Below are 24,917 nucleotides of genomic sequence, written 5' to 3' on the forward strand. Positions count from 1 at the left end.
TAGTTAGGTTCTATTGCGTTTCACACAACATGGATTTGCGACAACTTCACCACCTGATTGCGCTGGCAGAAGAAGGCCGTTTTGCCCGAGCGGCAGAACGGGTGCACCTGAGCCACGCGGCTTTCAGCCGCAGCATCAAGGCCCTCGAGGCCAGACTGGGCGTACAACTGTTCGACCGGACTCCAGCAGGAGCGCACTTGACCGTGGCCGGCCAGACGGTGCTGATGCGGGCCAGGCAGCTTGTGTTCGAGGATCACTGCTTCGAGCGCGACGTTTCCCTGCTGCGCAGCGGCGCGTTGGGCGAGTTGAACTTCGGCGCCGGACCGATCCCGGCCGCCACCTTGGCTCCGCCGCTGCTGGCGGAACTGCGCAAGGAGGGTCCCAGCGTCGTCGTACGAATGCGCAGTGGCAATCTGGCCAGTCTGCTGGAGCTCTTGCGCGCGGAGGAGATCGACTTTTTCATTGCCGATCCCCGGCTGATGGATGCTGATTCCCGCTTGCAGACACTGCCGCTGGTTCGGATGCATGGGGGCGTCTATTGCCGAAGTAGGCACGCGTTGGCGCGCAAGGGTCCGGTGAAGCGTGAAGCGCTGAAACAGTATGGAATCGGCATGGTTTCCACCACACCCGCTTTGCGCGCGCAGATCGCCAGCGTGCTTGGCTTTGGACCGGCCGAGCCCCTGCCGGTAACGCTGGAGTGCGACGATCTCAATACCTTGATGCGGCTTGCTCTCGAGGGGGACCTGCTGGCCCTGCTACCTCATCAGTTGGCCTTGAGCGCGGGGCGCTCACTGCGGTGCATCACGATGGCTGGCGCCACCGCTCCCCTGACCGCCGAGATACACGCCATCTGGTTGCGCGGCCGGAGCCTGTCACCGCTGGCTGTGCGGATGATCGATTTGGCGGCAGCGCTCGCTCCCAAGTTCAGCGGAGCACCGAGCTAATCGAGATGGGGCGTCTCCGCACCCTCGGAATACCGCCACATTTGTTACTCCCAGCATCCGGCTTCCGGTGCCAAACTTTTCTCACGGCCAACAAGGACCGATGAGCAACAGCACCCAGTCAGGAGATTTCAGCCATGACCCAGTCAACCGAGAACGAACGGCAAGGCGCGCAGCAGCCTGCCATGCACACACCACCCGTCGTGTCGCGCGAAGCGTGGGAGGCGGCCCGCGAGCAGTTGCTCGTGAAGGAAAAGGCCCAGACCCGCGCCCGCGACGCCCTGGCCGCCGAGCGCCGGCGGATGCCCTGGATGGCCGTCGAATCGGCCTACGCCTTCGAGGGTCCCGCGGGCAAGGTCAGCCTGCCCGAGCTGTTCGACGGCCGGCGCCAGTTGATCGTCTACCGCGCCTTCTTCGAGCCGGGCGTGTACGGCTGGCCCGAGCACGCCTGCCGGGGCTGCTCCATGGTGGCCGACCAGGTGGCCCACCTCGCCCACCTGAACGCCCGTGACACCACCCTTGTCTTCGTCTCGCGTGCGCCCCAGCCGGACATCGCGCGGCTGAAGGCGCGGATGGGCTGGGAGATGCCGTGGTTCACCCTCACCGACCGCTTCGACGCCGACTTCGGGGTGGACGAGTGGCACGGCACCAACGTGTTCTATCGCGACAGCAACAACGGCAACCGCGTGTTCCGCACCTACTTCATCAACAACCGCGGCGACGAGCAGATGGGCGGCACCTGGAACTACCTGGACATCACGCCGCTGGGCCGCCAGGAGGTCTGGGAAGACTCGCCGGAGGGCTACCCGCAGACGCCGACCTACAAGTGGTGGAACTGGCACGACAACTACGGCGCGGACGATGCGGCGCCCGACAAGAAGTGGGTCGAGGTGTCGGACGCCGGAGAGGCGGCGTTCCGGGATCCCGCCAAGGGCTCCGGCGGGTGACAGCTGGCCGACCACCACCCGCGCACTGCTCCTACACGCAGGGCCCGCGGCTGCGCGCAGCATGACCCTTCGCCAACATGCGAATGAAGGAGTTGTGTCATGCCAAGAGGTGACAAGTCGGCCTACACGGACAAGCAGAAGCGCCGGGCCGAGCACATCGAGCAAGGCTACGAGAAGCGCGGCGTTCCCGAAGAGGAATCCGCGCGCCGCGCCTGGGCCACGGTGAACAAGGAAAGCGGCGGTGGCGAAAAGAGCGGCTCCGGACGCGGCAAGGCCGAGAGCCACAGCGCTTCGCGCAAGGGCGGGCGCCTGGGCGGCCGTGCGTCGGCGACGCGCCCTGCTGCCGCGCGCTCGGCATCCGCCAAGAAGGCCGCCGCCACGCGCAAGCGCCGCGAATCCGCCTGAGTGCGCGCCGGCGCCATGGCAACAAGCAACGTGGGCAAGCGCGCGCGCCCGAGCACGAGCCAGACGGCCGCGGTGGCGCAGCGCCAGCGCAAGATCCAGCGCGAGCAGGATGCGCGCGACAGCGCCGCCAGCCGCGCATCGCCCAAGGGCCGCCGGCACGCAGTGCAGGCCGGCCACCGGGACCAGCCGGAAATCCCGCTGCCGCGCCAGCGCCTGGCCAAGCCAGGGCTGGAGGCGGAGATGGAACTGCGGCCCCGCTTTTTGGCACCCGACTACCGTGGCAGCGGCAAGCTGCAGGGCATGTGCGCGCTGGTGACCGGTGGCGATTCGGGAATCGGCCGCGCGGTGGCGGTGCTGTTTGCCCGCGAGGGCGCGGACGTCGCCATCGTCTACCTGGACGAGCACAAGGACGCGAGCGAAACGCAGACCCACGTGGAAGCCGAGGGCCAGCGCTGCCTGCTGATACCGGGCGACGTCGCGGACAGCGACTTCTGCCGCGGCGCGGTGGCGCAAACGGTGAAGACCCTGGGGCGGCTCGACATCCTGGTGAACAACGCGGCTTTCCAGATGCATGCCGCCCGCCTCGAGGATGTGAGCGACGAGCGGCTGGCCATGACGCTGCAGACCAATATCGGCGGCTACTTCCGCATGGCGCGCGCCGCGCTCCCGCACCTGGGCCAGGGCGCCAGCATCATCAACACCGGCTCGGTGACCGGCTTCAGAGGCAGCGGCCACCTGCTCGACTATGCGGCCACCAAGGGCGCGATCCACGCCTTCACCAAGGCGCTGGCCAGCAACCTGATCGACCGGGGGATCCGCGTCAACGCGGTGGCGCCGGGCCCGGTGTGGACGCCGCTCAACCCGGCCGACCAGGAGGCCGGGCGCATCGCCCATTTCGGCGAGAAGACGGACATGAAGCGCCCGGCCCAGCCGGAAGAGCTGTCGCCCGCCTATGTCTTTCTTGCGTCGCCCTGCTGCGCAAGCTACATCACGGGCCTCGTGCTGCCGGTCACCGGCAGCATCGGCGCCATCTGAAGATCGAAAACCACCAGGAGACCCAGCATGCCCTATGTAGATGGATTCGTCGTTCCCGTTCCCCGCAGCAACATCGATGCCTACCGCGACATGGCGGAAAAAGCCGGCAAGATCTGGCGCGAATACGGCGCCCTTCAGTTTCGCGAATGCGTGGGCGACGATGTGAAGCCCGGCGAAGTCACCTCTTTTCCGCAAAGCGTGAACCTCAAGGCGGACGAGGTGGTGTTCTTTTCCTGGATCGTCTATGAGTCGCGCGCCAAGCGCGACGAGGTGAACGACAAGGTCATGAAAGACCCGCGCATGAAAGACATGATGGACATGAAGACCGCGCCCTTCGACGCCAAGCGCATGATCTACGGCGGCTTCGAGGTGCTGGTCGACCTGTAGTCCGAACACGCATTCGGCCGGCGGGGCCGGGCACAATGGCTGCAGAAATATCTGGAGCCCTCCGACATGAAAGCCCTTGCCGCGACCTTGCTGGCCACCGCACTTGCCGCTGCCGTCCCCGCCGCCGTCCAGGCCGCCGACCTGCTGTTCCTGAAAAACAGCCCGGCCGCCAAGTTCAACGCCGCCGACTTCAAGCTGATGCACGACAGCGTCGAGAAGGCGCTGGCCGGCCCGCCGGAAGGCCCCGCGCTGGATTGGAAGAACGACAAGACCGGCGCCGCCGGCACCGTGACGCCGGCTGGCACCGACGAAGCCGCCGCGCCCCGAAAGTGCCGCAAGCTGCGCATCGCCAACAGCTACAAGCTGGTGAAGGACGAAGGCGTTTACACCTTCTGCCAGGGCAACACGGGCAAGTGGGCGCTCAAGTCCTGACCGAGTTAGGGCCTGTGAACTAGTTACCTATCCCCTTGTTTGGGGACGACGGGCAGGACCGCCTCAGGCAAAAACGCGGACGTCGTCGCCGCCCTGGGCCCGTTGGCCTCTTTCCATTCGATTCTGCGCAGCGCCGACGTTTCCGCGCCTTCGGGCGAGCAACAAAAAGAAGATGGGAAACAGGACATGGCTTTCGCAGTCGTAGATGGATCGACGATGGTCCCGCAGTTGCGCCGCAGCATCGATGCGTCGCGCGCGGCGGCCATGTGGCTGTTCAGCACCGAAGCGGACGAGGGCTCGGCCGAGTCCGGCATGGTGCCGCTGGCGGACCGGGCGATTGCCGGTCTGGTCCGGCTGCTCGAGAAAGACCTGCGCGTGCAGGTGCGCTTCATCGCCGACCGCGCAAACGCGGCTCACGGCGCCGCAGGCGGCGGCAGCCGACGGGCGGCCGAAGACAAGCCGATCGGCGCCGGCATCGGTGCGCCGGTTCGGCTGGCCGACGGGCGCATTCACGGCATGCTGTGCTTCTTTCGGCACGAGCCCGATGGCCAGTTGGACGAGCGCGACGTGCGCCGGCTCGAGATGTCGGCCCGCCTGGCGGCGCGGCTGATCGACGGCGCGGACGCGCACGGCATCGCGTCCTAGCCCGCCCCTCTTTCCCCCGCAGGCTCCACGACTGGCGCGCGCCCACAAGGCGCAGCGCCAGTCGCGCTTTTGGCGCCCACCGCCGGGCGAGGCACGACAAATGCACCAGGCACGTGTCAACATGCGACAGCGCGTCTTGCTGACAATATGCCTGGGCACGACGCCCGCCACGGGGCGAAGACCCGCCCATCCTCATGATCAGCATCAACAAGCTGCAGGACGACCTGCTCAAGGACACCTCGGCCAACATCCTGGCCAACGGCGAGTTCGTGGTGCACATCGCCGACGAACCCATGGCCGAGCAGATGCACCGCTGCGGCGACCGCCTGCCCGCCACCCACAGCGAGCTGGATGCGGTGGGCTTCACCTCGGCGCCCTCCTGCGCGGTGCAGCCGCCGCGCATCGTGCAGGCACCGGTGGCCTTCGAATGCCGGCTGTCGGAAAAGCTGGAAACCGCCAGCCGCCACATCTTCATCGGCGAGGTGCTGTGGCTGCATGCGCGCGAAGACCTGATCGACCTGGAGCGCTACCGGGTCAAGCTGCAGAACTACTTTCCGGTGGCGCGCTTCGGTGCCAGCTTCTATGTGCGCACGCGCGACCGTTTCTCGATGGAGGCGCCGAACGCCGCCAACGCCATCGATTCGCTAAGCTGAAGCACAAGGGTACCCAATGAGTCAGACCACCCAAGCCATCCGCAACGTGCGCCCGCTGGGCCGCGCCGAGGCCGCCGACCTGCTGATCGAGGACGAGCGCATCGCCGCCGTGCTGCCCGCCGGCACGGCCGCGCCCACGCTGCCCACCCTGGCCGACGGCCAGGGCCGCCTGATGCTGCTGCCGGCGCTGGTGGAAGCGCACGTGCATTTCGACAAGAGCCTGTGGGGCGCGCCCTGGCGGCCCAACAGCGCCGGCCCCACGCGCAACCATCGCATCAGCAACGAGCAAGCGGTGCTGAAGGACTTCGGCATGCCCCTGGCCGAGCGCGCCGCGCCGCTCATCGAGCAGTGCATTGCCCGCGGCTCGCTGTACTTTCGCAGCCACGTGGACGTGCAGACGGTGTTCGGCCTGGCGCACATCGAAGAGATGCTGGCGCTGCGCCGGCGCTACGCGCATCTCGTCGACATGCAGCTGGTGGCCTTCCCACAAGGCGGCCTGCTCACCGTACCCGGCACCGCCGAACTGATGGAGCACGCGCTGGACATGGGGCTGGAGGTGGTCGGCGGCATCGATCCGGCGGGCATCGACCGCGACCCGATCCGCCATCTGGAAACGGTGTTCGAGCTGGCCACCCGCTTCGGCCAGCGCGGCATCGACATCCACCTGCACGACGGCGGCGAACTGGGCCGTTTCGAGATCGAGCGCATCGCCGACATGACCGAGGCCCACGGCCTGCAAGGCCGGGTGATGATCAGCCATGCCTACGCCCTGGGCGCCTTCGCGCCCGCAGACCTGCACCCGCTGGCCGACCGGCTGGCGCGCCTGGGCATCTCGATCATGAGCTGCGCGCCGGGGCATTTCACGGTGCCGCCGCTGGCCTTGCTGCGCAGCCGCGGCGTGAACGTGTGCTCCGGCTCCGACGGCATCCGCGACACCTGGTCGCCCATGGGCAACGGCGACATGCTGGACCGCGCCCGCCTGATCGCCATGCGCTTCGGCTGGAGCAAGGACGAGCAGCTGGCCGACGCCTTCGACATCGTCAGTCAGGGCGGCGCCCAGGCGCTGGGCATCGCCGACTACGGCCTGGCGCCGGGATGCGCCGCCAACCTGCTGCTGCTTCCCGCCCAGAACATCGCCGAGGCGGTGGTGAGCGGCCCGCTGGCGCGCACCGTGATCAGCCGGGGGCGCGTGGTGGCGCGGGGCGGCGTGTTCAGCGCAGATTCAGCGGCTTGACTGACGCAAACGATTTCAGGCGCTCGCTCACGGGCTGTCGTCGATGCGCGATTCCGGATACGTCGGCAGGCCATCGCCGAAGCGCAGCCACGGCAGGTTGTGGCTCAGCCAAGAGTGATGCGTGGGCGGGAAGGCCTCCGGATGGTCCAGCGAGCAGGTGGTCGCATCCAGCTCGGAGGGTGTCGCTGCAAGCGCATAGGTGAGCGGCGTGCCGCAGGCCGGGCAAAAGGTGCGGCGCACGCCCGGCGACGAATTGAAAGCCACAGGCTGGCCCTGCGTGAACCTGAACTGGTCGGCGGCAAACGTGACCCACGCCACCGCGGGCGCGCCTGCAACGCGCCGGCAGGTTTGGCAGTGGCAGACCGTGCTGCCCAGAAGCGCTGTGGCCGAGGCCTCGTAGCGGATCGCGCCGCAAAAGCAGCCGCCTTGCACGCTGGAATCTTCTGGCATCGTGACCTCCTGTGGGCCGCCGCCGGTCAACCGGTCAGCCCTCAACCGGTATACGGCCCCTTGACCTCGCCCCAGCCCCACTTGGGCATGGGCGCATCGGCGTCGGCCGTGGCGCCGGGCTGCGAGTTGATGACCGCCAGGCGCGAGCCCCATTCCAGGTAGCCGACCAGCGCGGATCGGAACTCGGGGTCGTCGGGCATGGCCAGCTCGTCGGCGGTCTGCAGGAGCAGTTCCACCCAGCGGCGTCGTTGTGCCTGCTCGAGGTGCCGATGGAGGTGCTGCCGGATCATGTGCGCGTGGCCGCCATGCTGCCTGGAATACGCGTCGGGGCCGCCCAACACCTCTGCCAAAAAGGCCGCCACATGCGCCGGATGGTCGCCGCCCATGTGGGCGAAGACGGATTCCAGCACCGGGTCGGCCTTCACGTGCTCGTAGAAGCGGGTGGTCAGGCGCTGCAGCGCTTCGATACCGCCGAGCCATTCATACAAAGTAGGAACGCTTTTGTCGGTCAAGGCTTCACTCCATCCATGAAGGGGAACTGGCAGATCGGGCCGGCCGGCTCATCTTCAAGAGAGCACTTTCCACCTGAGCAGCAAGGCCACCACCGCCGGCACGCCGAATAGCAAGGCCAGGATGGGCAGCTCTTCCGCCACGCCGTAGCCCGCCTTGTTCACGCCCACCCACATGTTGGCGCCGGTCACGGCCAGCCACAACAGCAGGAAGGCCCAGGTCGCCCAGCTGCCGGCCGCCGGGTAGTTCTGCGAGAACAGCCGGGCCAGGATGAAGAAGGCGGCCAGCAGCAGGAAACCGGCGGCAAGGAACAAGGCGGTGCGCATGAGGAATCTCCTTCCTACCTGTATTTGGCCGCGCTGATGAACTGGCTGAAGCTCTCGCACCACACGATGGCCGTGTTGTAGCGCGCGGGATCCACGCCCTCGGGCAGCGGCACGATGAAGTTCTTGAAAGTCTTCACATCGCCCACGCGAAGCATGGTGGGCTTCAGGCGATGGAAGTCGGCCTCGGTCTCGACGAACTCGGGCGACAGGTAGAGCTTGTAGTCGGGGCCAGGCGCGATCTCGCCCATCAGCGCGACGGCCTTGGGCCCGACCGAGAGCTCGCCCTCGCCCCAGTGCAGCATGTCGCTGTCCTTCAGATTGCGGCGGAACATCCCCCTGAATGCAGCCTGCCCCGCATGCGCACGCACGTCGGCCGCCGTCGGCGGCGACGGCGCGACGAGGATCGGCAGCACATAGATGCCCAGCCCGAAGCCGATGGACAGGACGGCGAGGTGCGATACCAGCAGCAGCAGCAGCTTCTTCATCGCGTCGAGGCCCGATTCGTTCACCACTTCGGCGCGATGTACTCGCCCGGCAGCACTGCGTAGGGATCGCCCCAGCCCGGAATTTGGCGAAGCCGCTCGCGCCATGCCGCGATGTTGTCGAAGCGCCCGTCGATCTCGTAGCCGCTCTCGTCGCTCGGATAGAAGAGATAGCCACCCAGCGAAATGTCGGCAATGGTGGGCTGCGTGCCCACCATGTAGTCGCGCCCTGCCAGGTGCTTGTCGACAATGCCGAAGGCGGCGTCCAGCCGGCCGCGCAGCCAGCTCATCACCGCCGGATCCGGCGCGCTGGGCCCGAAGGCCTTCATGAAGCGATAGGTCGCGAAATAGCTGGTGAACTTGTGGTTGTCGAACAGGATCCAGCGCAGCACCTCCAGCCGCTCGTCCTGCGTGGTGCCGGCAAAGGCGCCGTGCTTGTCGGCCAGGTAGTGCAGGATCACGCCGGACTGGGTCAGGCGCCGCTCGCCGTCGTCGAGCACCGGCGCCTCGCCCATCTCGTTGAAGTCATGTCGCCATTCGCCGGTGCGCGTGGCACCGTGCATGAAATCGACGAAGCGCGGCTCCCAGGGCTGGTTCAGCGCGCGCAGCAGAAAGGCAACCTTGAAGGTGTTGCCGGATTGGCAGAAGCCGTGCAGGTAGTACATCGGTCGTCAGGCAGGTTGATGAGGTTCAGGCGCCGGCGGGATAGGCCCGGGTCCAGGCGGCCAGAAGAAGCGCGGCGGCCGCGCTCCAGGCGAATGTCGCAAGCAGCAGCGTGCTGGCCAGCGAGTATCGGACGCTGAGCCAGTACACCGCAAGTAAGTAGATCGCGTACGGAATGAGCGACCACAGGCCGAACAGCGCAGTGGTTCGCAGGTCCGCCGCCGAGCGATCCGAGCCGACGATGTAGTGGGCAATCAGGGCAAAGGTCGGAAACAGCGGCACCAGCCCGGCAATGAAGAAGCTCCTGGACTTGGACAGGAGGGCGATCAGCAGCACCGCCAACGCGCCCAGCAGGCACTTCAGGAACAGCGAGGTCATGCGGGCAGCACCTGGTAGCGCAGTTCGGCCATGCCCGGCCCGAAGCGCTTGGCTTCCATCAGTTCGAGGCGGCGCGGCAGCGCGATGCGGCGCGGCAGCAGCGGCTGGCCTTGGCCCAGGGTGACCGAGCCGACCTGCACGATGATCTCGTCCAGCAGCCCGGCATCGAAGAACTGGCCGACCAGGTCGCCGCCGCCGACCAGCCAGATGTTCTTGCCATTCGCCGCCGCCCGCATCGCCTCGTGAACAGGACGGACGTCGCCCTTCACGAAGCGGACATCGGAGCCGGCGATCGCTTCGAGCTTGCGGCTGCTGAACACCCAGGTGGGCTGCGCATAGGGCCAGGGCGCGCCGCCTTCGGGAGCGCCCGGCGCATGGACCAGGTGACGCAGCATCCATTCGTAGGTGGAGGAGCCCATGGCTAAGGCACCGACGCCCTGGATGAACTGCGGGTAGCTGGTCGCGTTGATGTCGACGAGCGGAAACAGCCAATCGAGCGAATGGTCTTCGGTGGCGATGAAGCCGTCGAGGCTGGCAGCGGTGTAGTACTGGGTGCCCATGGAGAAGGTGATCTTTGGAAAATCGTCAAGGCTATTGGGTGGCGGGCCGCCGGGCAAGTGCCCGGCAGCTGGCCGGGCGGGCCCCGTATAGTTCCAGGCTGTTCGACACCGCCTCAACCGCTTTCCCGACGATGACTTCCGACGCCCTGGACCTCAGTGCGCACACGCCGATGATGCAGCAGTACCTGCAGCTCAAGGCCGACCACCCCGACACCCTGCTCTTCTACCGGATGGGCGATTTCTACGAGCTGTTCTACAGCGACGCGGAAAAAGCCGTGCGCCTGCTCGACATCACGCTCACCCAGCGCGGCCAGTCGGCCGGCTCGCCGGTGGTGATGGCGGGCGTGCCCTTTCATTCGGTCGATGCCTACCTGGCGCGCCTGATCAAGCTGGGCGAATCGGTCGCCATCTGCGAGCAGGTGGGCGAGGTCGGCGCCAGCAAGGGGCCGGTGGAGCGCAAGGTGGTGCGCGTGGTCACGCCCGGCACCCTGACCGAGGCCGAACTGCTGAGCGACAAGACCGACGCGCTGCTGCTGGCCCTGCACGCCGGCAGCCGCAACGTCTGCGGCGCCGCCTGGCTCAGCGTGACCGGCGCCCAGATGCACCTGGCCGAGTTCGAGGCAGACGAGCTGGAAGCCTGGCTGGCGCGCATCGGCCCGAGCGAGCTGGTCTACAGCGCCGAGGTCACGCCGGCCTTCGAGCAACGGCTGAAGGATGCGCGCAGCGCCAACGGCAACGGCAATGCCTTCACCCTCACCGTGCGCCCGGCCTGGCAGTTCGATGCCGGCCTGGGCGAGCGGCGCCTGGGCGATCTGATGGGCGCCGCCACCCTGGCCGCCTGGGGCGCGCAGGAACTGGCCCAGGCCCAGGCCGCGGCCGCTGCGCTGCTGGGCTATGCCGAGCACACCCAGGGCCGGGCCCTGTCGCACGTGCAGCGGCTGGCGGTGGAGCAGGACGACGAATTCATCGAGCTGCCGGCCACCACCCGGCGCAACCTGGAGCTGGTGCAGACGCTGCGCGGCGAGAGCGCCCCCACCCTCTTCTCGCTGCTCGACACCTGCATGAGCGGCATGGGCAGCCGGCTGCTGCGCCGCTGGCTCTTGTCGCCGCGGCGCGAACGCACGGCGGCGCGTGAACGGCTCGAGGCCATCGCCGCCCTTGGCACGCCCCATGCCGCCACGGCCCTGCCGCAATGGCGCGCCCTGCGCGACCAGCTCAAGTCCACCAGCGACGTGGAACGCATCGCCGCGCGCATCGCCCTGCGCCAGGTCAAGCCGCGCGAACTGGTGGCCCTGGGCCTGGCGCTCGACAAGGCGCGGGTGCTGGCACCGGTGCTGCCGCGCGGCGCCGCCCTGCTGGCGCGCATCGCCGAAGACTTCGTTCCGCCGGAAGGCTGCGCCGAACTGCTGGCGCGCGCGCTGAAGGCCGAGCCGTCGGCATTGGTCCGCGACGGCGGCGTGATCGCCGAAGGCTTCGATGCCGAGCTGGACGAGCTGCGCGCCATCGGCGAGAACTGCGATGCCTTCCTGCTCCAGCTGGAAGTGCGCGAGCGCGAGCGCACCGGCATTGCCAACCTGCGGGTTCAATTCAACCGGGTGCATGGCTTCTACATCGAGGTGACGCAAAGCGCCCTCGCCAAGGTGCCGGAAGACTATCGCCGGCGCCAGACCCTGAAGAACGCCGAGCGCTTCATCACGCCCGAGCTCAAGACCTTCGAGGACAAGGCCCTGTCGGCGCAAGACCGCGCCCTGGCGCGCGAGAAGTGGCTCTACGAGCAGTTGCTCGATGCGCTGCAGCCCCACGTGCAGCGGTTGACCGGCGTGGCTTTCGCCCTGGCCTCGCTGGACGCGCTATGCGCCCTGGCCGAGCGCGCCCACACCCTGAACTGGAATGCGCCGGAGTTTGTGGCGCACCCCTGCATCGAGATCATCCAGGGCCGCCATCCGGTGGTGGAGGCGCGTCTCGCCGAGAAGTCGGCCGGCAGCTTCATCGCCAACGACACCCTCCTGGGGCCGCAGCAGCGCATGCAGGTGATCACCGGCCCGAACATGGGCGGCAAGTCCACCTACATGCGGCAGATCGCGATCATCGTGCTCTTGGCTTCGATCGGCTCGCACGTTCCGGCCAAGGCCTGCCGGCTCGGGCCCATCGACGCCATCCACACCCGCATCGGCGCGGCCGACGACCTGGCCAACGCGCAATCGACCTTCATGCTGGAAATGACCGAGGCGGCGCAGATCCTGCACGGCGCTAGCGCCCAGTCGCTGGTGCTGATGGACGAGATCGGCCGCGGCACCAGCACCTTCGACGGCCTCGCGCTGGCGGCCGGCATTGCCGCCTTCCTGCATGACCGCTCGCGCGCCTTCACCCTGTTTGCCACGCACTATTTCGAGCTGACGGAGTTTCCGGCCTCGCACCACCAGGCGGTGAACATGCATGTGAGCGCCACCGAGGCGGGGCGCAATATCGTCTTCCTGCACGAGATGCAGCCGGGCCCGGCCAGCCGCAGCTACGGCATCCAGGTGGCGCGTTTGGCCGGCATGCCGGCGGCCGTGGTCAACCACGCGCAAAAGGCCCTGGGCGCACTGGAGGCGCAGCAGACCGAAACGCGCGCGCAGGTCGACCTGTTCGCGCCGCCGCCGGTGAGCGAAGCGCAGGCACCCAGCGCCGTAGAATCGGCCCTGGCCGCGCTCGATCCCGATGCGATGAGCCCCAGAGAGGCGCTGGACGCCCTCTACGCCTTGCAGAAACTTCATCGGCGCGAACAGCACTGATGGTCCCGCCTTCCAAAAAAGCGAGCCCCATGACTTACTGCGTCGGCATCAAACTCAACGCTGGTCTCGTGTTCCTGTCGGATTCGCGCACCAACGCGGGCGTGGACCACATCAGCACCTTCCGCAAGATGATCGTGTACGAGCAGCCGGGCGAGCGCTTCATGGTGCTCTTGTCGGCCGGCAACCTGAGCATCTCGCAGTCGGTGCGCGAGATCCTGCAGATCGAGGAGCTGCGCGAAAGCGAAGACGGTCCACCCATCACCATCTGGAACGCCACCAGCATGTTCGACGCGGCGCGGGTGCTGGGCTCGGCCGTGCGGCATGTGTACGAGCGCGACGGCGCATCGCTCAAGCAGGCCGGGCTGGACTTCAACGTCTCCTTCATCTTCGGCGGCCAGGTCAAGGGCGAAGGCATGCGCCTCTTTCTGGTCTACGCCGCCGGCAACTTCATCGAGGCCACCACCGAGACGCCCTATTTCCAGGTGGGCGAATCCAAGTACGGCAAGCCGGTGCTGGACCGCGTGCTCACGCCCGACACGCCGCTGGACGAGGCCGCCAAGTGCGCGCTGGTGTCGATGGACTCGACCATGAAATCGAACCTCTCGGTCGGGCTGCCGCTGGACCTGGTGGTGTACGAAGCCAATGCCCTGCAGACCGACCGCGTGATCTGCATCGACGCCGACAACCCCTACTACCGCATGCTGCACAACAGCTGGGGCCAGAAGCTGCGCGAGGTGTTCGACAGCCTGGAAGACCCGGAGTGGGACGGCGGCGCCACGCAGCACCCGCTGCGCATGCCGGCGACGCGCCACGGCGCGCTGCGCAAGATCTCGACGCCCGACGAAAAATTGATCTAAGGAGTCAACGCGGCGCTTCGCGCACGCGTCCTTCAACGTGTCACCCATTGTTTTTTCCCACGGCAACAGCTTTCCCGCCAGTACCTATCGCGTGATGCTCGACAGCCTGCGCAACCGCGGCTTCGACGTCGACGCCATCGAGAAGTTCGGGCACGACCCGAAGTACCCCGTCACCGACAACTGGCCGCACCTGGTGCAGCAGCTGGCCGACTTCGCGCGCGAGCGGGTCGAGTTCGTTGGCGGGCCGGTGTTCCTGGTCGGCCACTCGCTGGGCGGCTTTTTGAGCCTCATGTGCGCGGCCCGCCACCCTGAGCTGGCGCGCGGCGTGGTGCTGATCGACTCGCCCATCCTGGGCGGCTGGCGCGCCGGTGCGCTGGAGCTGGCCAAGCGCACGCCGCTCATGAAGAGCGTGTCGCCAAGCGCCATCAGCCGCAGGCGCAAGAACCAATGGGAGCACCGCGATGCGGTGTTCGAGCACTTCCGCATCAAGAAGGCATTTGCCAGGTGGGACGAGCGCGTGCTGCGCGACTACATCGAGCACGGCACCTTCGACGCCGACGATTCGCGCCTGCTGAGCTTCGACCGCGACGTGGAAACCGCCATCTACGACTCGTTGCCCCACAACCTGAGCGGCCTGCTGCGCCGGAACCCGCTCAAGTGCAAGGCGGCCTTCATCGGCGGACGCCAGTCCGAAGAGATGAAGCGCGTGGGCATGGCCATGACCGAGCAGGTGACCAAGGGCCGCATCATGATGCTGGACGGCACCCATCTCTTCCCCATGGAAAAGCCCATCGCCACCGCGGCCGCCGTCGAGGCTTCGCTGCGCAACCTGCTGTAGGCACAAGAGCGCCGGCATGCCGCGCCAGTTGCCGCCCCTCAATGCCCTGCGCAGCTTTGCCGCGGCGGCGCAGGCCGGCAGCTTCACCAAGGCCGGGGAGGCGCTGTGCGTCACCCAGGGCGCCATCAGCCGCCAGGTCAAGCAGTTGGAGAACTGGATTGGCAAGCCGCTGTTCCTGCGCACGGCGCAGGGCCTGGCGCTGACCGAGGCGGGGCGCATTCTGGCGGCCGGCATCGACGAAGCTTTCAAGAACATCCAGGGCGCGGTCGCTGCGGCCCAAGGTTCCGCACAGCGGCTGGTGCTCAAGGTCAACCTGCCGCCCACCTTCGCCGCGCGCTGGCTGGCGCCGCGGCTGGCCGGCTTTCGGGAGGCGCACCCGCACATCGATTTTTCGCTGACCACCGACCTTGCCCAACAGCCACGCGACCTGCGCGGCTTCGACGCCGCGGTGGTCTTCGCCGATGGCGACTGGGGCCTGCCCGGCAGCAGCCGCCTGTTCCTGGAGCAGCATCTGCTGGTGGCCAGCCCTTCGCTGTGGCGCAAGGACGACAACGCGCCGCCCATCGAGGATGGCACCCTGCTGCACGTACTGGAAGGCAGCGCGCGCCTGCCGCTGTGGCAACGCTGGTGCGAGACGAATGGCGCGCGCCAGGTCGATCCGCACGCCGGCCTCGAATTCAGCACCCTCAATCAGGTGATCAATGCGGCGGTGGGCGGCGCCGGCATCGCGATCGTGGACCGTGCCCTGGTGCAGCCGGAATTGCGCGCAGGGCTGCTGCGCGAGATCGACACCCTGTCACCGGACGGCCCGCATGGCTACTGGTTCATGAACCTGGCCCGCGATGCGCACAAGCGCGACAGCGTCGGGCTGTTGGCCATCGCGCCGCCGGCAGCGAACCACAGGACGGACGGAACCCAGGCAAGACGCACATGCATGTCTTGTTTTCCTTTTCTTGGGAATGCGGCCGCGAAAGGCGCGATCATCGCCGATGAAGACCCTGTAACCAGGGTGCCGCCGGCCACGAAGTAGATTGGGCAATGCAGCTCCCGCGTTGCGCTCCCTACCGGAGGTGCTCCCCATGCTGATCGTCATCCTGGCGTACCTGGCCGGCGTGCTCACCATCCTGTCGCCGTGCATCCTGCCGGTGATCCCCTTCTTGTTCACGCGCGCGGGTGAACCCTTTGCAAAGAACGGCCTGCCCATGCTGGCCGGCATGGCGCTGACCTTCGCCGGCGTGGCCTCGCTGGGCGCGGTGGCCGGCGGTTGGGCGGTGGCGCTCAACGAGTACGGACGCTGGGCTGCGCTGGCGCTGCTGGCGCTGGCCGGCGCCATGCTGCTTTTGCCCTCGCTTGCCGCATGGCTGATGCAACCCCTGGTCGCGCTGGGCGCGCGCCTGTCGTCGCCGGCTGATGCCGTTGGCACGCCGCGCGGCGCGCTGCTGATGGGGGTGGCCACCGGCCTGCTGTGGGCGCCATGCGCGGGGCCGGTGCTGGGCATCATCCTCGGCGGCGCGATGCTGGAAGGACCTTCGCTGCGCACCTTCGGGCTGCTGCTCAGCTACGCGCTGGGCGCCGCCACTTCGCTGGCGCTGGCGCTGCTGCTGGGCGGCCGGCTGCTGGCACGGCTCAAGCGTTCGCTGGCCTTCAGCGAATGGTTGCGCCGCGGCCTGGGCATCGCGGTGCTGGCCGGCGTGGCGGCGATCGCGCTGGGGCTGGACACCGGCGCGCTGGCCCGGCTTTCGCAATCGGGCGGCAGCCAGGCGCTGGAGCAAAGGCTCGTGCCGGAGCGACTGCACAAGATGCAGCTGCGAGAAACCGCGCGCCTGGATCTTCCAGTGCAAGGCACGATGCCGCCGCTTGACGGCGCGGTGGCATGGCTCAACTCGCCGCCCCTGGCCACCGGACAGTTGCGCGGCAAGGTGGTGCTGGTCGATATCTGGACCTTCGGCTGCTACAACTGCCGCAACGCCCTGCCCCACGCGCGCGAATGGCACCGCAAGTACAAGGACCAAGGCCTGGTGGTGGTGGGCGTGCATTCGCCCGAGTTCGCCTACGAGAAGAACATCGACAACGTGAAGCGCGCGGTGCAGGCGCTTGACGTGCAGTTCCCGGTGGCGATCGACAACAACTTCGCCATTTGGCGCGCCTTCAACAATCGCTACTGGCCGGCCCACTATTTCATCGATGCCAAGGGCCGCATCCGCTTCCACCATTTCGGCGAAGGCGAGTACCAGAAGTCCGAACAGGTGATCCGGCAGCTGCTGGAAGAAGCACGGCAGGAGGCCAAGTCCACATGAATTCGCAACGAGCCGCACGCTGGGCCGCCTTTGTCCTGATCGCCGCGCTGGCGGTGTTGGCCGCGCTCGCTATCAAGGGCGGCGCCACGGCCTTGATCACAAGCGGTGCCGTACTGGTGCCCGCGCCAGACACTGAAAACAGCGCCGCCGCGCATCAAACGGGCAGCAGCGAGACGGCCGTGTTGGCCGGCGGCTGCTTCTGGGGCGTGCAAGGCGTTTTCCAGCATGTGGAGGGCGTGTCGCGCGCCGTATCGGGCTATGCCGGCGGCGACGAGAAGAGCGCCCGCTACAACCTGGTGACCAGCGGCAACACTGGGCATGCGGAGGCGGTGCGCATCGAATTCGACCCGCGTCGCATCAGCTACGGCCGCATCCTGCAAATCTATTTTTCGGTGGCGCACAACCCCACCGAGCTGAACCGCCAGGGGCCGGACTGGGGCCCGCAGTACCGCTCGACGATCTTCGCGCAATCAGCCGAACAGGCCAGCCAGGCGCAGGCCTACATCGCACAGCTGCAGCGCACCAAGGTCTTCGACCAGCCCATCGCCACCACCATCGAGCAGGGCAAGCCCTTCTACGCGGCGGAGGCGTATCACCAGGACTACCTGGTGCGTCACCCGAACCAGCCCTACATCATTCAGCACGACCAGCCGAAGATAGAGAACCTCAAGCGACTGTTTCCCGAGCAGTACCGGGCAGCGCCGGTGCTGGTCGGGAACGCGTCGTAGCGGGGCAGCCGCCGGCGCTACTCCTTGTAGGCCCAGAGGTCCAGCGCCTGCGTGCCGTTGTCGGCGATCAGGCGAAAACGCGCGGGGGCGTAGTCGCTGTCGATCACCAGCACGCCGCTGCCCGTGGCCGGCAGGCCCGCGCAGCCGCTGGCGGCCAGGCTCAGCTTGAGCGTGGAAGGCAGCGTGCTGGCGCCGAGCTGCCCCGACAACTTGCAGGCCGTGTCGAGCGCCGTGATCGCGCCGCTCGCGGCGATGCGCAAGCGTGCGGGCGCGCCATCCGACAGCGCGGCCGCGTAGTTGCCGGCCAGCGCTGCCGGGTCGGCGCTCTGCGCCACCAGTGCGTCGCTGCGCAGCAGGGCCAGCTGCAGGTCCTGGTCCACCGCCGGGATCGCGGTCCACGAGGACGCGCCCGGGTCGCGCTTGAAGAGCCTGTCGAGCTGGTCGTCCTTGTTGGCCAGCGCCAGCAGGCGGCTGCCGTTGGCGCCGGCGTAGTACTTGCCCACGGTGGGTGCATTGGCATCGCCCACGCTGACGATGTAGCTGCCCGGCGCCAGGTCCTGCACCGTCACCTTGGGGCTGCTGGGCGCCGGCGTCACGGCGCCGTCGTTGTTGCTGCCGCCGCCGCAGCCGGCCAGGGCCAGAGCGGCCGCCAGCGCGGCGGCCCCGTTCGAGAGGGTGCGATTCATGCCCACCCCCTTCATTGGCCGAACAGATCGGCCAGGCGCAGGCGCAGCCATTGCTGGCCGGCCGGGCGGTGCTCGAAGCCCACCTGCATCGCCGTCACCGCCACCTTGCTCTTGTAAAGCACCGACTCGTCCTCGGCCTGCTCGGCTGTGGGGGTGGCCGTCGCCAGCGAGAAGCCCAGTCCGTAGGGCGGCGTGTTCTTGAACTTGAGGATGTACGCGTCGTAGCTGCCCAGGCGCGAGAAGGCGAATTTCATCGCGGTGGTCGGCTTGTCGGGGAAGTTGACGTTGAGCGCCAGCCCCTGGGGCAGCAGCGGGCCCGCGCCGGCCTTGGCCCGCAGCGCCTTCAGCAAGTTGACGCTGAGCTGCGCCACCGCCACCGAGTAGGGATTGGCCAAGCCGGCGTTGTCGGTGGTGTCCACGCCCGCGCTCAGCGCGATGGCGGGAATGCCACGGGCGGCGGCGGTCTGGGCATTGCCCACGGTACCCGAGCTGTTGATGATCTTGCCCAGGTTCTGCCCTTCGTTCGGGCCCGACAGCACCACGTCGGGCGCCTTGCCCCAGCGGCCCTGCGCCATCACATCGAGGCCGTACAGGGCGGCCATCACCGGCGTGCCGTGCACGTAGTGGTAGTCGCCATTGGTGAAGCCGCTCTTGGTAAAGGGGCCAACCGCCGGTGCGCCGGTGGGTGCGGCGCCGTTGTGACAGCCGCCCTCGGCCTCGATCTGTGTCTTGTCGTTGTCCGGCACGATGGTGGTGGTGCTGTACATCACGATGCCGGCGCCGCGGCCGCTCTGGCCGGTGCAGGGCACCGCCACCGCCACGTCGTGGCCTTCGGCCTTGAGCGCGTCGTACAAGGCCTTGAGGTTGCTCGTGAGGCCGTCGTCGTTGGTGACGAGGATGTTGAGGGCGAAGGCCGGATGGACGGCGCCAGCCAGCAGCGCGGCAGCAGCGGCCGCGCGCTTGATCTTGAATTTCACGGAAATCTCCCTGGGTTCTTGCATTGAAAGGGCAACGCGAGGGCGTGTAGACGCCCTCGCGTTGCCCTGCAAGTCTGTTCAGGAACCGTGACAGTTGAATGTCGAGCAGCCCGCTGACGTTGGGCGCAGGCGACACGAAGTGAGCCGATACGGGCGTGGGTCAGTGCTTCCAGGCCACCGTGCCGCTCCAGGCGGTGGCCAGCACGATGATGCCGAACACGATGCGGTACCAGGCGAAGGGAATGAAGTTGTGGGTGGAGATGTAGCGCAACAGCCAGTGCACGCAGATCCAGGCGCTGATGAAGGAGAACACCAGCCCCACGCCAAAGAGCGGCAGATCGGCCATCGACAGCAGCGCCCGCTCCTTGTAGAGGCTGTAGACGCCGGCGCCGATCAGCGTCGGGATGGCCAGGAAGAAGGAGAAATCGGTGGCTGCCTTGCGCGACAGGCCCAACAGCATGCCGCCGATGATGGTGGCGCCCGATCGACTGGTGCCGGGGATCATGGCGAAGCACTGAACCAGGCCGACCTTGAGCGCGTCCCAGGGCGTCATGTCGTCCACGTTCTCCACGCGGATCGAACCGGGCGGGCGCTTTTCCGCCCACAGGATGACGAAGCCGCCGACGATGAAGGTGGCGGCCACCACCGCGGGCGTGAACAGGTGCGCCTGGATCGCCTTGCCGAACAAAAGCCCCAGGATCACCGCCGGCAGAAAGCCGATCAGCACGTTGAGCGCGAAGCGCCGCGCCCTGGGCTGGCGCGGCAGCGCCACCACGGTGGAATGGATCTTCTGCCAATAGACCAGGATGACGGCGAAGATGGCGCCGGTCTGGATCGCGATATCGAAGACCTTGGCCTTGTCGTCGTCGAAGCCCAGCAGCGAGCCTGCCAGGATCAGGTGGCCGGTCGACGAGATGGGGAGGAACTCGGTGAGGCCCTCGACCACACCCATGACGGCCGCCTTGAGCAGCAGGACGATATCCACGCGCGTTTCCTTGCCTGTTGAGAAGAAGTGGCGCCGATTATCGCGGGGCGTCAGCGCGTGGCTTGCTGCTGCCCTTCCAGCCCCTGCCAGCCGCCGCCCAGTGCCTGGATCAGCCCGACCGCCGCCAGTTGCTGCGCCACCTGAAGCTGCAGCACGTTGCGCCGCGCATTCAGCGCCGACACCTGCGCGACCACCACCTCGGTATAGCCGACCTGCCCGGCGCGGTAGCGATTGACGATCTGCTCTTCGGTCTTGTCGGCGGCCTGCGAGGCCAGCGCGTACTGCCTGAGCTGTTCCTCCAGGCTGGCGGCGCCGCTGAACTGGTCCTCCACGCTCTGGAAGGCCGTCAGCACGGTCTGGCGGTAGCGCGCGATGACCGCATCGCGCGCGGCCGTGGCCTGGTCCACCCGCGCGCCGATGGCGCCGGCGTCGAACACCACCTGCGCCACCGACAGGCCGAGCGCCCACAGCGTGTTGGAGGCGTTGAAGAGGTCGGCGATGCGCGTGCTGGATCGGCCGAGCGATGCGTCGATGCTGAAGCTGGGGTAGTAGGCCGAGCGCGCAATGCCGATCTGCGCATTGGCGGCGGCCACCGCCCGCTCGGCCGAGGCGATGTCGGGGCGGCGCTGCAGCAGCTCCGACGGCACGCCGCTGGGAATGCGCGGCACGACAGGCGTCCAGGCCACCGAGGGCAGCACGAATCCGGCCGGCGGCACACCGGTCAGCACCGCGATGGCGTGCTCCAGCGCGGCGCGCGTGCGCACCAGCGCTGCGCGCTGCGCACGCGTGTTGGCCAGCAGCGTTTCGGCCTGCAGCACGTCGCTTTGTGCGGCAATGCCGGCCTGGTAGCGGTTGCGGGTGATGGTGAGCGAGCGCTCGTAGCCTTCGATGGTGACGTCCAGCACCCCGATCTCGGCATCCGCCTCGCGCAGCGAAAAGTAGTTGATCGCCAGTTCGCCCAGCATCGACAGGCGGGCCGAAGCCAGGTCGGCCTCGCTGGCCTGCGCCTGCGCCTGGACGCCGGTCACCGACTCGCGCAGGCGCCCCCAAAGATCAGGCTCCCAGGAGGCACCCAGCGCGACGCTGCTGGTGCCGGTGGCGCCGTTGCCGCGCTCGCCGCTGCGCCGTGCGTTGCCCGTGAAGGCCACGGTGGGAAAGAGCGCCGCGCGCTGTTCGCGCACCGCCGCCTGAGCTTGCGTGTAGTTGGCCACCGCGATCGCGATGTTCTGGTTGGACAGTTGCACCTGCTCGGCGAGCGCGTCCAGCCCCGCGTCGGCGAACAGCTTCCACCACTGCCCGCGCTCCAGCGCATCGGCCGGCGTGGCAGGTGCCCAGCCCTGGGCCACCGGCGCCTCCTTCCAGGCGGCCGGGGTCGGCGCTTCGGGCCGCTCGTAGGCCGGGCCGACGGCGCAGCCGGCCAGCGCGGCGGCCAGCAAAGAGGCCGCCAGCGCACCGCGCCAGAGAAGGAAGGAGGAACGGGTCTTCATGAAGTCAGCAGCAAATGCAAGGGGTTCAGGCGGCCGGGGCTTGTTCGCCGGCGGCGCGGGACAAGTGCCGCTCGTCGGGCGCGGGGCGGCGCAACTTGTCCATCAGCACATAGACCACCGGCGTGGTCAGCAGGGTCAGCAGCTGGCTGGCGATCAGGCCGCCGATGATGGCCACGCCCAGCGGCTGGCGCAGCTCGGCGCCCTGGCCGAAGCCGACGGCCAGCGGCAGCGCACCCAGCGCTGCCGCCAGCGTGGTCATGAGGATCGGGCGAAAGCGCAGCATGCAGGCCTCGCGCACGGCCTCGGCGGCAGACAGGCCGCGCGCGCGCTCGGCCTCCAGCGCGAAGTCGATGATCAGGATGGCGTTCTTCTTCACGATGCCGATCAGAAGGAACACGCCGATCAGCGCCATGATGGAAAACTCCATCCGAAAGAGCAGCAGCGCGATCACCGCGCCGACCCCGGCCGAGGGTAGCGTGGTGAGCACCGTCACCGGATGAATCAGGCTTTCGTACAGGATGCCCAGCACGATGTAGATCACCACCAGCGCGGCCAGGATCAGCAGCAGCTGCTGCCCCTGGGTCTGCTGGAAGCCCGCCGCGGTGCCGGAGAAGCCGCCGCGCACGTTGATGGGCATGGCGATGTCGGCCACTGCCTGCTCGATGACCTGCCGCGCCTCGGAGAGCGGCACGCCCTCGGGCAGGCTGAAGGAGATGGTGCTCGAGAGTTCGCCGCCTTCGTGCGCGATCGAGGTCGGGATGGCCCGCTCGGAGAACTTGGCCACGGTGGACAGCGGCACCATCGTGCTGGCCGCGGTGGTGAGCGGCGCGCCGGTGGAGGCACCGCGCTGGCCCGGGTTGGCCGAGGTGGTAGTCACGCTCTGGCCGGTGGCGGCCGCGGTCGAGGACGGCAGGTACACGTCCTTCAGCGCCGGCGGGCCCTGCATGGTGCGGGGTGCCCATTCCATGATCACCGAGTACTGGTTCAGCTCGTCGTAGATAGTGGCCACCGAGCGCTGGCCGAAGGCGTTGTACAGGGCGTTGTCGATGGCCCGGTTGGTCAGGCCCAGTTGCGCCGCGCTGTCGCGGTCCACCGTGACGAAGCTCTCCACGCCGTTGTCGCTGGTGCTGTCGCTGTCGACGTCGGTGAGCTTGGACTCCTGCTTGAGCCGGTCGGCCAGCTTGGTGGTCCAGTTGCGCAGGTCGGTCAGGTTGTCGGACTTGAGCGTGTATTCGTAGGCGGAGTTGCTGGAGCGCCCACCCATGCGCAGCTCCTGCACCTGGCCCAGGAAGATGCGCAGGCCCGTGATGCGCTCCAGCTGCGGGCGCAGCCGCGCGATCACCACCTGGCTGCTCACCTTGCGCTCGGCCAGGGGCTTCAGGTTGACGAACATGAAGCCGCCGCCGGCGCGCCCGCCGCCGGAGAAGCCCACCACCGTGTCCACCGCCGGGTCCTTGTGGATGATGTCCACCGCCTCGCGCAGCTTCTGGCCCAGCGCATCGGACGAGATGCTCTGGTCGGCCCGCATGCCCGCGTTGAGCTGCCCGTTGTCCTGCTGCGGGAAGTAGCCCTTGGGGATGTGCTTGAACAGGTAGATGTTCAGGCCGATCACCGCCAGCAGGATGAAGATGACCAGGCCCTTGCTCGCCAGCGCCCAGTCGAGGCTGCGCGCGTAGCTGCGCAGGGTGAAGTCGTAGCCGGCCTCGGCCCAGCGGGCGCCCCACCAAGGGCGGCGCTTGGGCTTGTCATCGTGCTTCTTCTCGCCGCGCAGCAGCCAGGCACACATCATGGGCGTCGTGGTGAGCGAGATCACCAGCGAAATGAGCACCGCCGCCGACAGCGTGATGGCGAACTCGCGGAACAGCCGCCCCACCTGCCCGTCCATGAACAGGAGCGGGATGAACACCGCCACCAGCGACAGGCTGATCGACAGCACGGTGAAGCCCACCTCGCGCGCGCCGCGCAGCGCCGCCTCGAATCGGTCCATGCCGGCCTCGATGTGGCGGCTGGTGTTCTCCAGCACCACGATGGCGTCGTCCACCACGAAGCCGGTGGCCACCGTGAGCGCCATCAGGCTCAGGTTGTTGAGCGAGAAGCCCAGGAGGTACATGACGCCGAAAGTGCCCAAGAGCGAGACGACGGTGGCAACTGCCGGAATCACCGTGGCGCGCACGCTGCGCAGAAACAGCCCGACAACCAGCACCACCAGCACGATGGAGATCATCAGGGTGAGCTCGACCTCGCGCAGCGAGGCGCGGATGGAGTTGGTGCGGTCCGAGGCAACGTCGACCTCGATGTCCTGCGGCAGCTGTGCGCGCAGCTCCGGCAGCAGCGCCTTGACCCCGTCCACCGTCTTGATGATGTTGGCACCCGGCTCGCGCGTCACCAGCACGATGATGGCCGGCTGCCCGTTGAACAGGCCCAGCGTGCGCCGGTTCTCCACGCCGTCGACCACCCGCGCCACGTCCGACAGCCGCACCGCGGCGTTGTTGCGCCAGGCGATCACCAGGTCGCGGTAGTCGGCCGCGCGGCGCGCCGGCTGCGGCGTGTAGATCTGCAGGCGCCGGCCCTCGCCCTCGATCACGCCCTTGGGCCGGTTCGCATTGGTGGCCTGGATCGCGGCGCGCACGTCCTCGCTGCTCACACCGTACTGGTTCAAGGCGTAAGGCAGGAGCTCGATGCGCACCGCCGGCAGCGAGCCGCCGCCGATCTCCACCTCGCCCACGCCGTCGACCTGCGCGAGGCGCTGGCTGACGACGTTGGACACCTCGTCGTAGATCTGCCCCGGCGTGCGCGTGCGCGAGGTGAGCGCCAGGATCACCACCGGCGCATCGGCCGGATTGCGCTTGCGATAGGTCGGGTTGCTGCGCAACGTGGCCGGCAGGTCCACCCGCGCCGCGTTGATGGCCGCCTGCACCTCGCGCGCCGCGCCGTTGATGTCGCGGTTCAGGTCGAACTGCAGGCTGATGCGGGAAGACCCGGTCGAGCTGCTCGAGGTCATCTCGTTGACGCCGGGGATGATGCCAAGGCGCCGCTCCAGCGGCGTGGTCACGCTGCTGGCCATGGTGTCGGGGCTGGCGCCCGAGAGATTGGCGCTGACCGAAATCGTCGGGTAGTCGACGCGTGGCAGCGGCGAGACCGGCAGCACGAAGAAGGCGGCGATGCCGGCCAGCGCGATGCCGATGGTCAGCAGCACCGTGGCGATGGGGCGCTCGATGAAGGGCCTGGACAGATTCATGG

Annotated in this window: 25 protein-coding genes and 2 pseudogenes; 15 read left to right on the forward strand and 12 right to left on the reverse strand. The window is 68.0% G+C overall.

From position 1 onward, the window contains the following. The first annotated feature begins 29 nt into the window (after nt 1-29). The 9 genes and pseudogenes from ACIPRI_RS01025 to ACIPRI_RS01065 all read left to right on the forward strand — a co-directional run bounded on the left by ACIPRI_RS01025 (nt 30) and on the right by ACIPRI_RS01065 (nt 6,679). A complete protein-coding gene (locus ACIPRI_RS01025; RefSeq protein WP_446587596.1) occupies nt 30-944 on the forward strand; it encodes a LysR family transcriptional regulator in 915 nt (304 codons plus the stop codon). 134 nt (nt 945-1,078) lie between these two features. Then, nucleotides 1,079-1,888 carry a DUF899 domain-containing protein gene (locus tag ACIPRI_RS01030; RefSeq protein WP_446587598.1) on the forward strand — a complete coding sequence of 270 codons (810 nt, stop codon included), beginning with the start codon at nt 1,079-1,081 and terminating at the stop codon, nt 1,886-1,888. A gap of 99 nt (nt 1,889-1,987) precedes the next feature. Continuing rightward, a complete protein-coding gene (locus ACIPRI_RS01035) occupies nt 1,988-2,293 on the forward strand; it encodes a plasmid stabilization protein (protein ID WP_446587600.1) in 306 nt (101 codons plus the stop codon). Nucleotides 2,294-2,308: 15 nt separating this feature from the next. Further along, nucleotides 2,309-3,328: an SDR family oxidoreductase gene (locus tag ACIPRI_RS01040; protein ID WP_446587602.1), complete on the forward strand. Its 1,020-nt coding sequence runs from the start codon at nt 2,309-2,311 to the stop codon at nt 3,326-3,328. A 27-nt stretch (nt 3,329-3,355) separates the two neighbouring features. Further along, the gene (locus ACIPRI_RS01045) at nt 3,356-3,715 is read left to right on the forward strand and encodes a DUF1428 domain-containing protein (protein ID WP_446587604.1); all 360 of its coding nucleotides are present in this window, start codon (nt 3,356-3,358) and stop codon (nt 3,713-3,715) included. 66 nt (nt 3,716-3,781) lie between these two features. Then, nucleotides 3,782-4,147: an RT0821/Lpp0805 family surface protein gene (locus tag ACIPRI_RS01050; RefSeq protein WP_446587606.1), complete on the forward strand. Its 366-nt coding sequence runs from the start codon at nt 3,782-3,784 to the stop codon at nt 4,145-4,147. Between the two features lie 186 nt (nt 4,148-4,333). Further along, a complete protein-coding gene (locus tag ACIPRI_RS01055; protein ID WP_446587608.1) occupies nt 4,334-4,792 on the forward strand; it encodes a GAF domain-containing protein in 459 nt (152 codons plus the stop codon). Nucleotides 4,793-4,965: 173 nt separating this feature from the next. After that, nucleotides 4,966-5,445: pseudogene (locus ACIPRI_RS01060) on the forward strand (flavin reductase family protein); the annotation flags it as partial. 16 nt (nt 5,446-5,461) lie between these two features. Then, entirely contained in the window at nt 5,462-6,679 is a 1,218-nt protein-coding gene (locus ACIPRI_RS01065) for an amidohydrolase family protein (protein WP_446587610.1), read from the forward strand. A gap of 27 nt (nt 6,680-6,706) precedes the next feature. On the opposite strand, the gene ACIPRI_RS01070 is transcribed toward ACIPRI_RS01065, so the two are convergent. From ACIPRI_RS01070 to ACIPRI_RS01100, 7 genes are read right to left on the reverse strand one after another with little or no spacing between them, the layout of a single operon-like run. Next, nucleotides 6,707-7,129 carry a GFA family protein gene (locus ACIPRI_RS01070; protein WP_446587612.1) on the reverse strand — a complete coding sequence of 141 codons (423 nt, stop codon included), beginning with the start codon at nt 7,127-7,129 and terminating at the stop codon, nt 6,707-6,709. A 41-nt stretch (nt 7,130-7,170) separates the two neighbouring features. Further along, the gene (locus tag ACIPRI_RS01075) at nt 7,171-7,641 is read right to left on the reverse strand and encodes a group II truncated hemoglobin (protein ID WP_446587614.1); all 471 of its coding nucleotides are present in this window, start codon (nt 7,639-7,641) and stop codon (nt 7,171-7,173) included. Nucleotides 7,642-7,695: 54 nt separating this feature from the next. Continuing rightward, a complete protein-coding gene (locus tag ACIPRI_RS01080) occupies nt 7,696-7,965 on the reverse strand; it encodes a hypothetical protein (RefSeq protein ID WP_446587616.1) in 270 nt (89 codons plus the stop codon). A gap of 14 nt (nt 7,966-7,979) precedes the next feature. Continuing rightward, nucleotides 7,980-8,477, reverse strand: coding sequence for a DM13 domain-containing protein (locus ACIPRI_RS01085; RefSeq protein WP_446587618.1), 498 nt, complete (start codon nt 8,475-8,477; stop codon nt 7,980-7,982). Next, nucleotides 8,471-9,112 (reverse strand): glutathione S-transferase family protein, encoded by a 642-nt coding sequence (locus ACIPRI_RS01090; protein ID WP_446587620.1) that lies wholly within the window; start codon nt 9,110-9,112, stop codon nt 8,471-8,473. The genes ACIPRI_RS01085 and ACIPRI_RS01090 overlap by 7 nt, the downstream gene beginning before the upstream one ends. Nucleotides 9,113-9,137: 25 nt before the next feature. Next, a complete protein-coding gene (locus tag ACIPRI_RS01095) occupies nt 9,138-9,488 on the reverse strand; it encodes a GlpM family protein (RefSeq protein WP_446587622.1) in 351 nt (116 codons plus the stop codon). Next, complete coding sequence (locus ACIPRI_RS01100; RefSeq protein WP_446587624.1) at nt 9,485-10,048, reverse strand: dihydrofolate reductase family protein; 564 nt, start codon at nt 10,046-10,048, stop codon at nt 9,485-9,487. The genes ACIPRI_RS01095 and ACIPRI_RS01100 overlap by 4 nt, the downstream gene beginning before the upstream one ends. 131 nt (nt 10,049-10,179) lie before the next feature. On the opposite strand from ACIPRI_RS01100, the gene mutS reads away from it, so the two are divergent. The 6 genes and pseudogenes from mutS (at nt 10,180) to msrA (ending at nt 17,542) form a co-directional block, all read left to right on the forward strand. Beyond that, the gene (gene mutS / locus ACIPRI_RS01105; RefSeq protein WP_446587626.1) at nt 10,180-12,822 is read left to right on the forward strand and encodes a DNA mismatch repair protein MutS; all 2,643 of its coding nucleotides are present in this window, start codon (nt 10,180-10,182) and stop codon (nt 12,820-12,822) included. Between the two features lie 29 nt (nt 12,823-12,851). Then, nucleotides 12,852-13,679 (forward strand): peptidase, encoded by an 828-nt coding sequence (locus tag ACIPRI_RS01110; RefSeq protein ID WP_446587628.1) that lies wholly within the window; start codon nt 12,852-12,854, stop codon nt 13,677-13,679. A 37-nt stretch (nt 13,680-13,716) separates the two neighbouring features. Further along, entirely contained in the window at nt 13,717-14,517 is an 801-nt protein-coding gene (locus ACIPRI_RS01115) for an alpha/beta fold hydrolase (protein WP_446587630.1), read from the forward strand. Between the two features lie 16 nt (nt 14,518-14,533). Continuing rightward, nucleotides 14,534-15,547, forward strand: coding sequence for a LysR substrate-binding domain-containing protein (locus ACIPRI_RS01120; RefSeq protein WP_446587632.1), 1,014 nt, complete (start codon nt 14,534-14,536; stop codon nt 15,545-15,547). 49 nt (nt 15,548-15,596) lie between these two features. Further along, nucleotides 15,597-16,790: pseudogene (locus ACIPRI_RS01125) on the forward strand (cytochrome c biogenesis protein DipZ); the annotation flags it as partial. A 20-nt stretch (nt 16,791-16,810) separates the two neighbouring features. After that, complete coding sequence (gene msrA, locus ACIPRI_RS01130; RefSeq protein ID WP_446587635.1) at nt 16,811-17,542, forward strand: peptide-methionine (S)-S-oxide reductase MsrA; 732 nt, start codon at nt 16,811-16,813, stop codon at nt 17,540-17,542. A gap of 17 nt (nt 17,543-17,559) precedes the next feature. Here msrA and ACIPRI_RS01135 read toward each other — a convergent pair whose 3' ends face one another. The 5 genes from ACIPRI_RS01135 to ACIPRI_RS01155 form a co-directional block, all read right to left on the reverse strand. Continuing rightward, on the reverse strand, nt 17,560-18,228 hold the full coding sequence (locus tag ACIPRI_RS01135; RefSeq protein ID WP_446587637.1) for a hypothetical protein: 669 nt from the start codon (nt 18,226-18,228) through the stop codon (nt 17,560-17,562). Between the two features lie 11 nt (nt 18,229-18,239). After that, entirely contained in the window at nt 18,240-19,205 is a 966-nt protein-coding gene (surE, locus tag ACIPRI_RS01140; RefSeq protein WP_446587639.1) for a 5'/3'-nucleotidase SurE, read from the reverse strand. Between the two features lie 160 nt (nt 19,206-19,365). Beyond that, on the reverse strand, nt 19,366-20,190 hold the full coding sequence (locus ACIPRI_RS01145) for an undecaprenyl-diphosphate phosphatase (RefSeq protein WP_446587641.1): 825 nt from the start codon (nt 20,188-20,190) through the stop codon (nt 19,366-19,368). Between the two features lie 50 nt (nt 20,191-20,240). Further along, nucleotides 20,241-21,677: an efflux transporter outer membrane subunit gene (locus ACIPRI_RS01150; RefSeq protein ID WP_446587643.1), complete on the reverse strand. Its 1,437-nt coding sequence runs from the start codon at nt 21,675-21,677 to the stop codon at nt 20,241-20,243. A gap of 25 nt (nt 21,678-21,702) precedes the next feature. Continuing rightward, nucleotides 21,703-24,915 carry an efflux RND transporter permease subunit gene (locus tag ACIPRI_RS01155; protein ID WP_446587645.1) on the reverse strand — a complete coding sequence of 1,071 codons (3,213 nt, stop codon included), beginning with the start codon at nt 24,913-24,915 and terminating at the stop codon, nt 21,703-21,705. Nucleotides 24,916-24,917 lie beyond the last annotated feature (2 nt).

This window comes from Variovorax sp. LARHSF232, assembly GCF_052871435.1.

Excerpts from the sequence above, each read along its gene's own strand:
- ACIPRI_RS01025 (WP_446587596.1), top strand. The coding sequence starts at position 30 with ATGGATTTGCGACAACTTCACCACCTGATTGCGCTGGCAGAAGAAGGC.
- ACIPRI_RS01030 (WP_446587598.1), top strand. The coding sequence starts at position 1,079 with ATGACCCAGTCAACCGAGAACGAACGGCAAGGCGCGCAGCAGCCTGCC.
- ACIPRI_RS01035 (WP_446587600.1), top strand. The coding sequence starts at position 1,988 with ATGCCAAGAGGTGACAAGTCGGCCTACACGGACAAGCAGAAGCGCCGG.
- ACIPRI_RS01040 (WP_446587602.1), top strand. The coding sequence starts at position 2,309 with ATGGCAACAAGCAACGTGGGCAAGCGCGCGCGCCCGAGCACGAGCCAG.
- ACIPRI_RS01045 (WP_446587604.1), top strand. The coding sequence starts at position 3,356 with ATGCCCTATGTAGATGGATTCGTCGTTCCCGTTCCCCGCAGCAACATC.
- ACIPRI_RS01050 (WP_446587606.1), top strand. The coding sequence starts at position 3,782 with ATGAAAGCCCTTGCCGCGACCTTGCTGGCCACCGCACTTGCCGCTGCC.
- ACIPRI_RS01055 (WP_446587608.1), top strand. The coding sequence starts at position 4,334 with ATGGCTTTCGCAGTCGTAGATGGATCGACGATGGTCCCGCAGTTGCGC.
- ACIPRI_RS01065 (WP_446587610.1), top strand. The coding sequence starts at position 5,462 with ATGAGTCAGACCACCCAAGCCATCCGCAACGTGCGCCCGCTGGGCCGC.
- ACIPRI_RS01070 (WP_446587612.1), bottom strand. The coding sequence starts at position 7,129 with ATGCCAGAAGATTCCAGCGTGCAAGGCGGCTGCTTTTGCGGCGCGATC.
- ACIPRI_RS01080 (WP_446587616.1), bottom strand. The coding sequence starts at position 7,965 with ATGCGCACCGCCTTGTTCCTTGCCGCCGGTTTCCTGCTGCTGGCCGCC.
- ACIPRI_RS01090 (WP_446587620.1), bottom strand. The coding sequence starts at position 9,112 with ATGTACTACCTGCACGGCTTCTGCCAATCCGGCAACACCTTCAAGGTT.
- ACIPRI_RS01095 (WP_446587622.1), bottom strand. The coding sequence starts at position 9,488 with ATGACCTCGCTGTTCCTGAAGTGCCTGCTGGGCGCGTTGGCGGTGCTG.
- ACIPRI_RS01100 (WP_446587624.1), bottom strand. The coding sequence starts at position 10,048 with ATGGGCACCCAGTACTACACCGCTGCCAGCCTCGACGGCTTCATCGCC.
- mutS (WP_446587626.1), top strand. The coding sequence starts at position 10,180 with ATGACTTCCGACGCCCTGGACCTCAGTGCGCACACGCCGATGATGCAG.
- ACIPRI_RS01110 (WP_446587628.1), top strand. The coding sequence starts at position 12,852 with ATGACTTACTGCGTCGGCATCAAACTCAACGCTGGTCTCGTGTTCCTG.
- ACIPRI_RS01120 (WP_446587632.1), top strand. The coding sequence starts at position 14,534 with ATGCCGCGCCAGTTGCCGCCCCTCAATGCCCTGCGCAGCTTTGCCGCG.
- msrA (WP_446587635.1), top strand. The coding sequence starts at position 16,811 with ATGAATTCGCAACGAGCCGCACGCTGGGCCGCCTTTGTCCTGATCGCC.
- ACIPRI_RS01135 (WP_446587637.1), bottom strand. The coding sequence starts at position 18,228 with ATGAATCGCACCCTCTCGAACGGGGCCGCCGCGCTGGCGGCCGCTCTG.
- ACIPRI_RS01150 (WP_446587643.1), bottom strand. The coding sequence starts at position 21,677 with ATGAAGACCCGTTCCTCCTTCCTTCTCTGGCGCGGTGCGCTGGCGGCC.
- ACIPRI_RS01155 (WP_446587645.1), bottom strand. The coding sequence starts at position 24,915 with ATGAATCTGTCCAGGCCCTTCATCGAGCGCCCCATCGCCACGGTGCTG.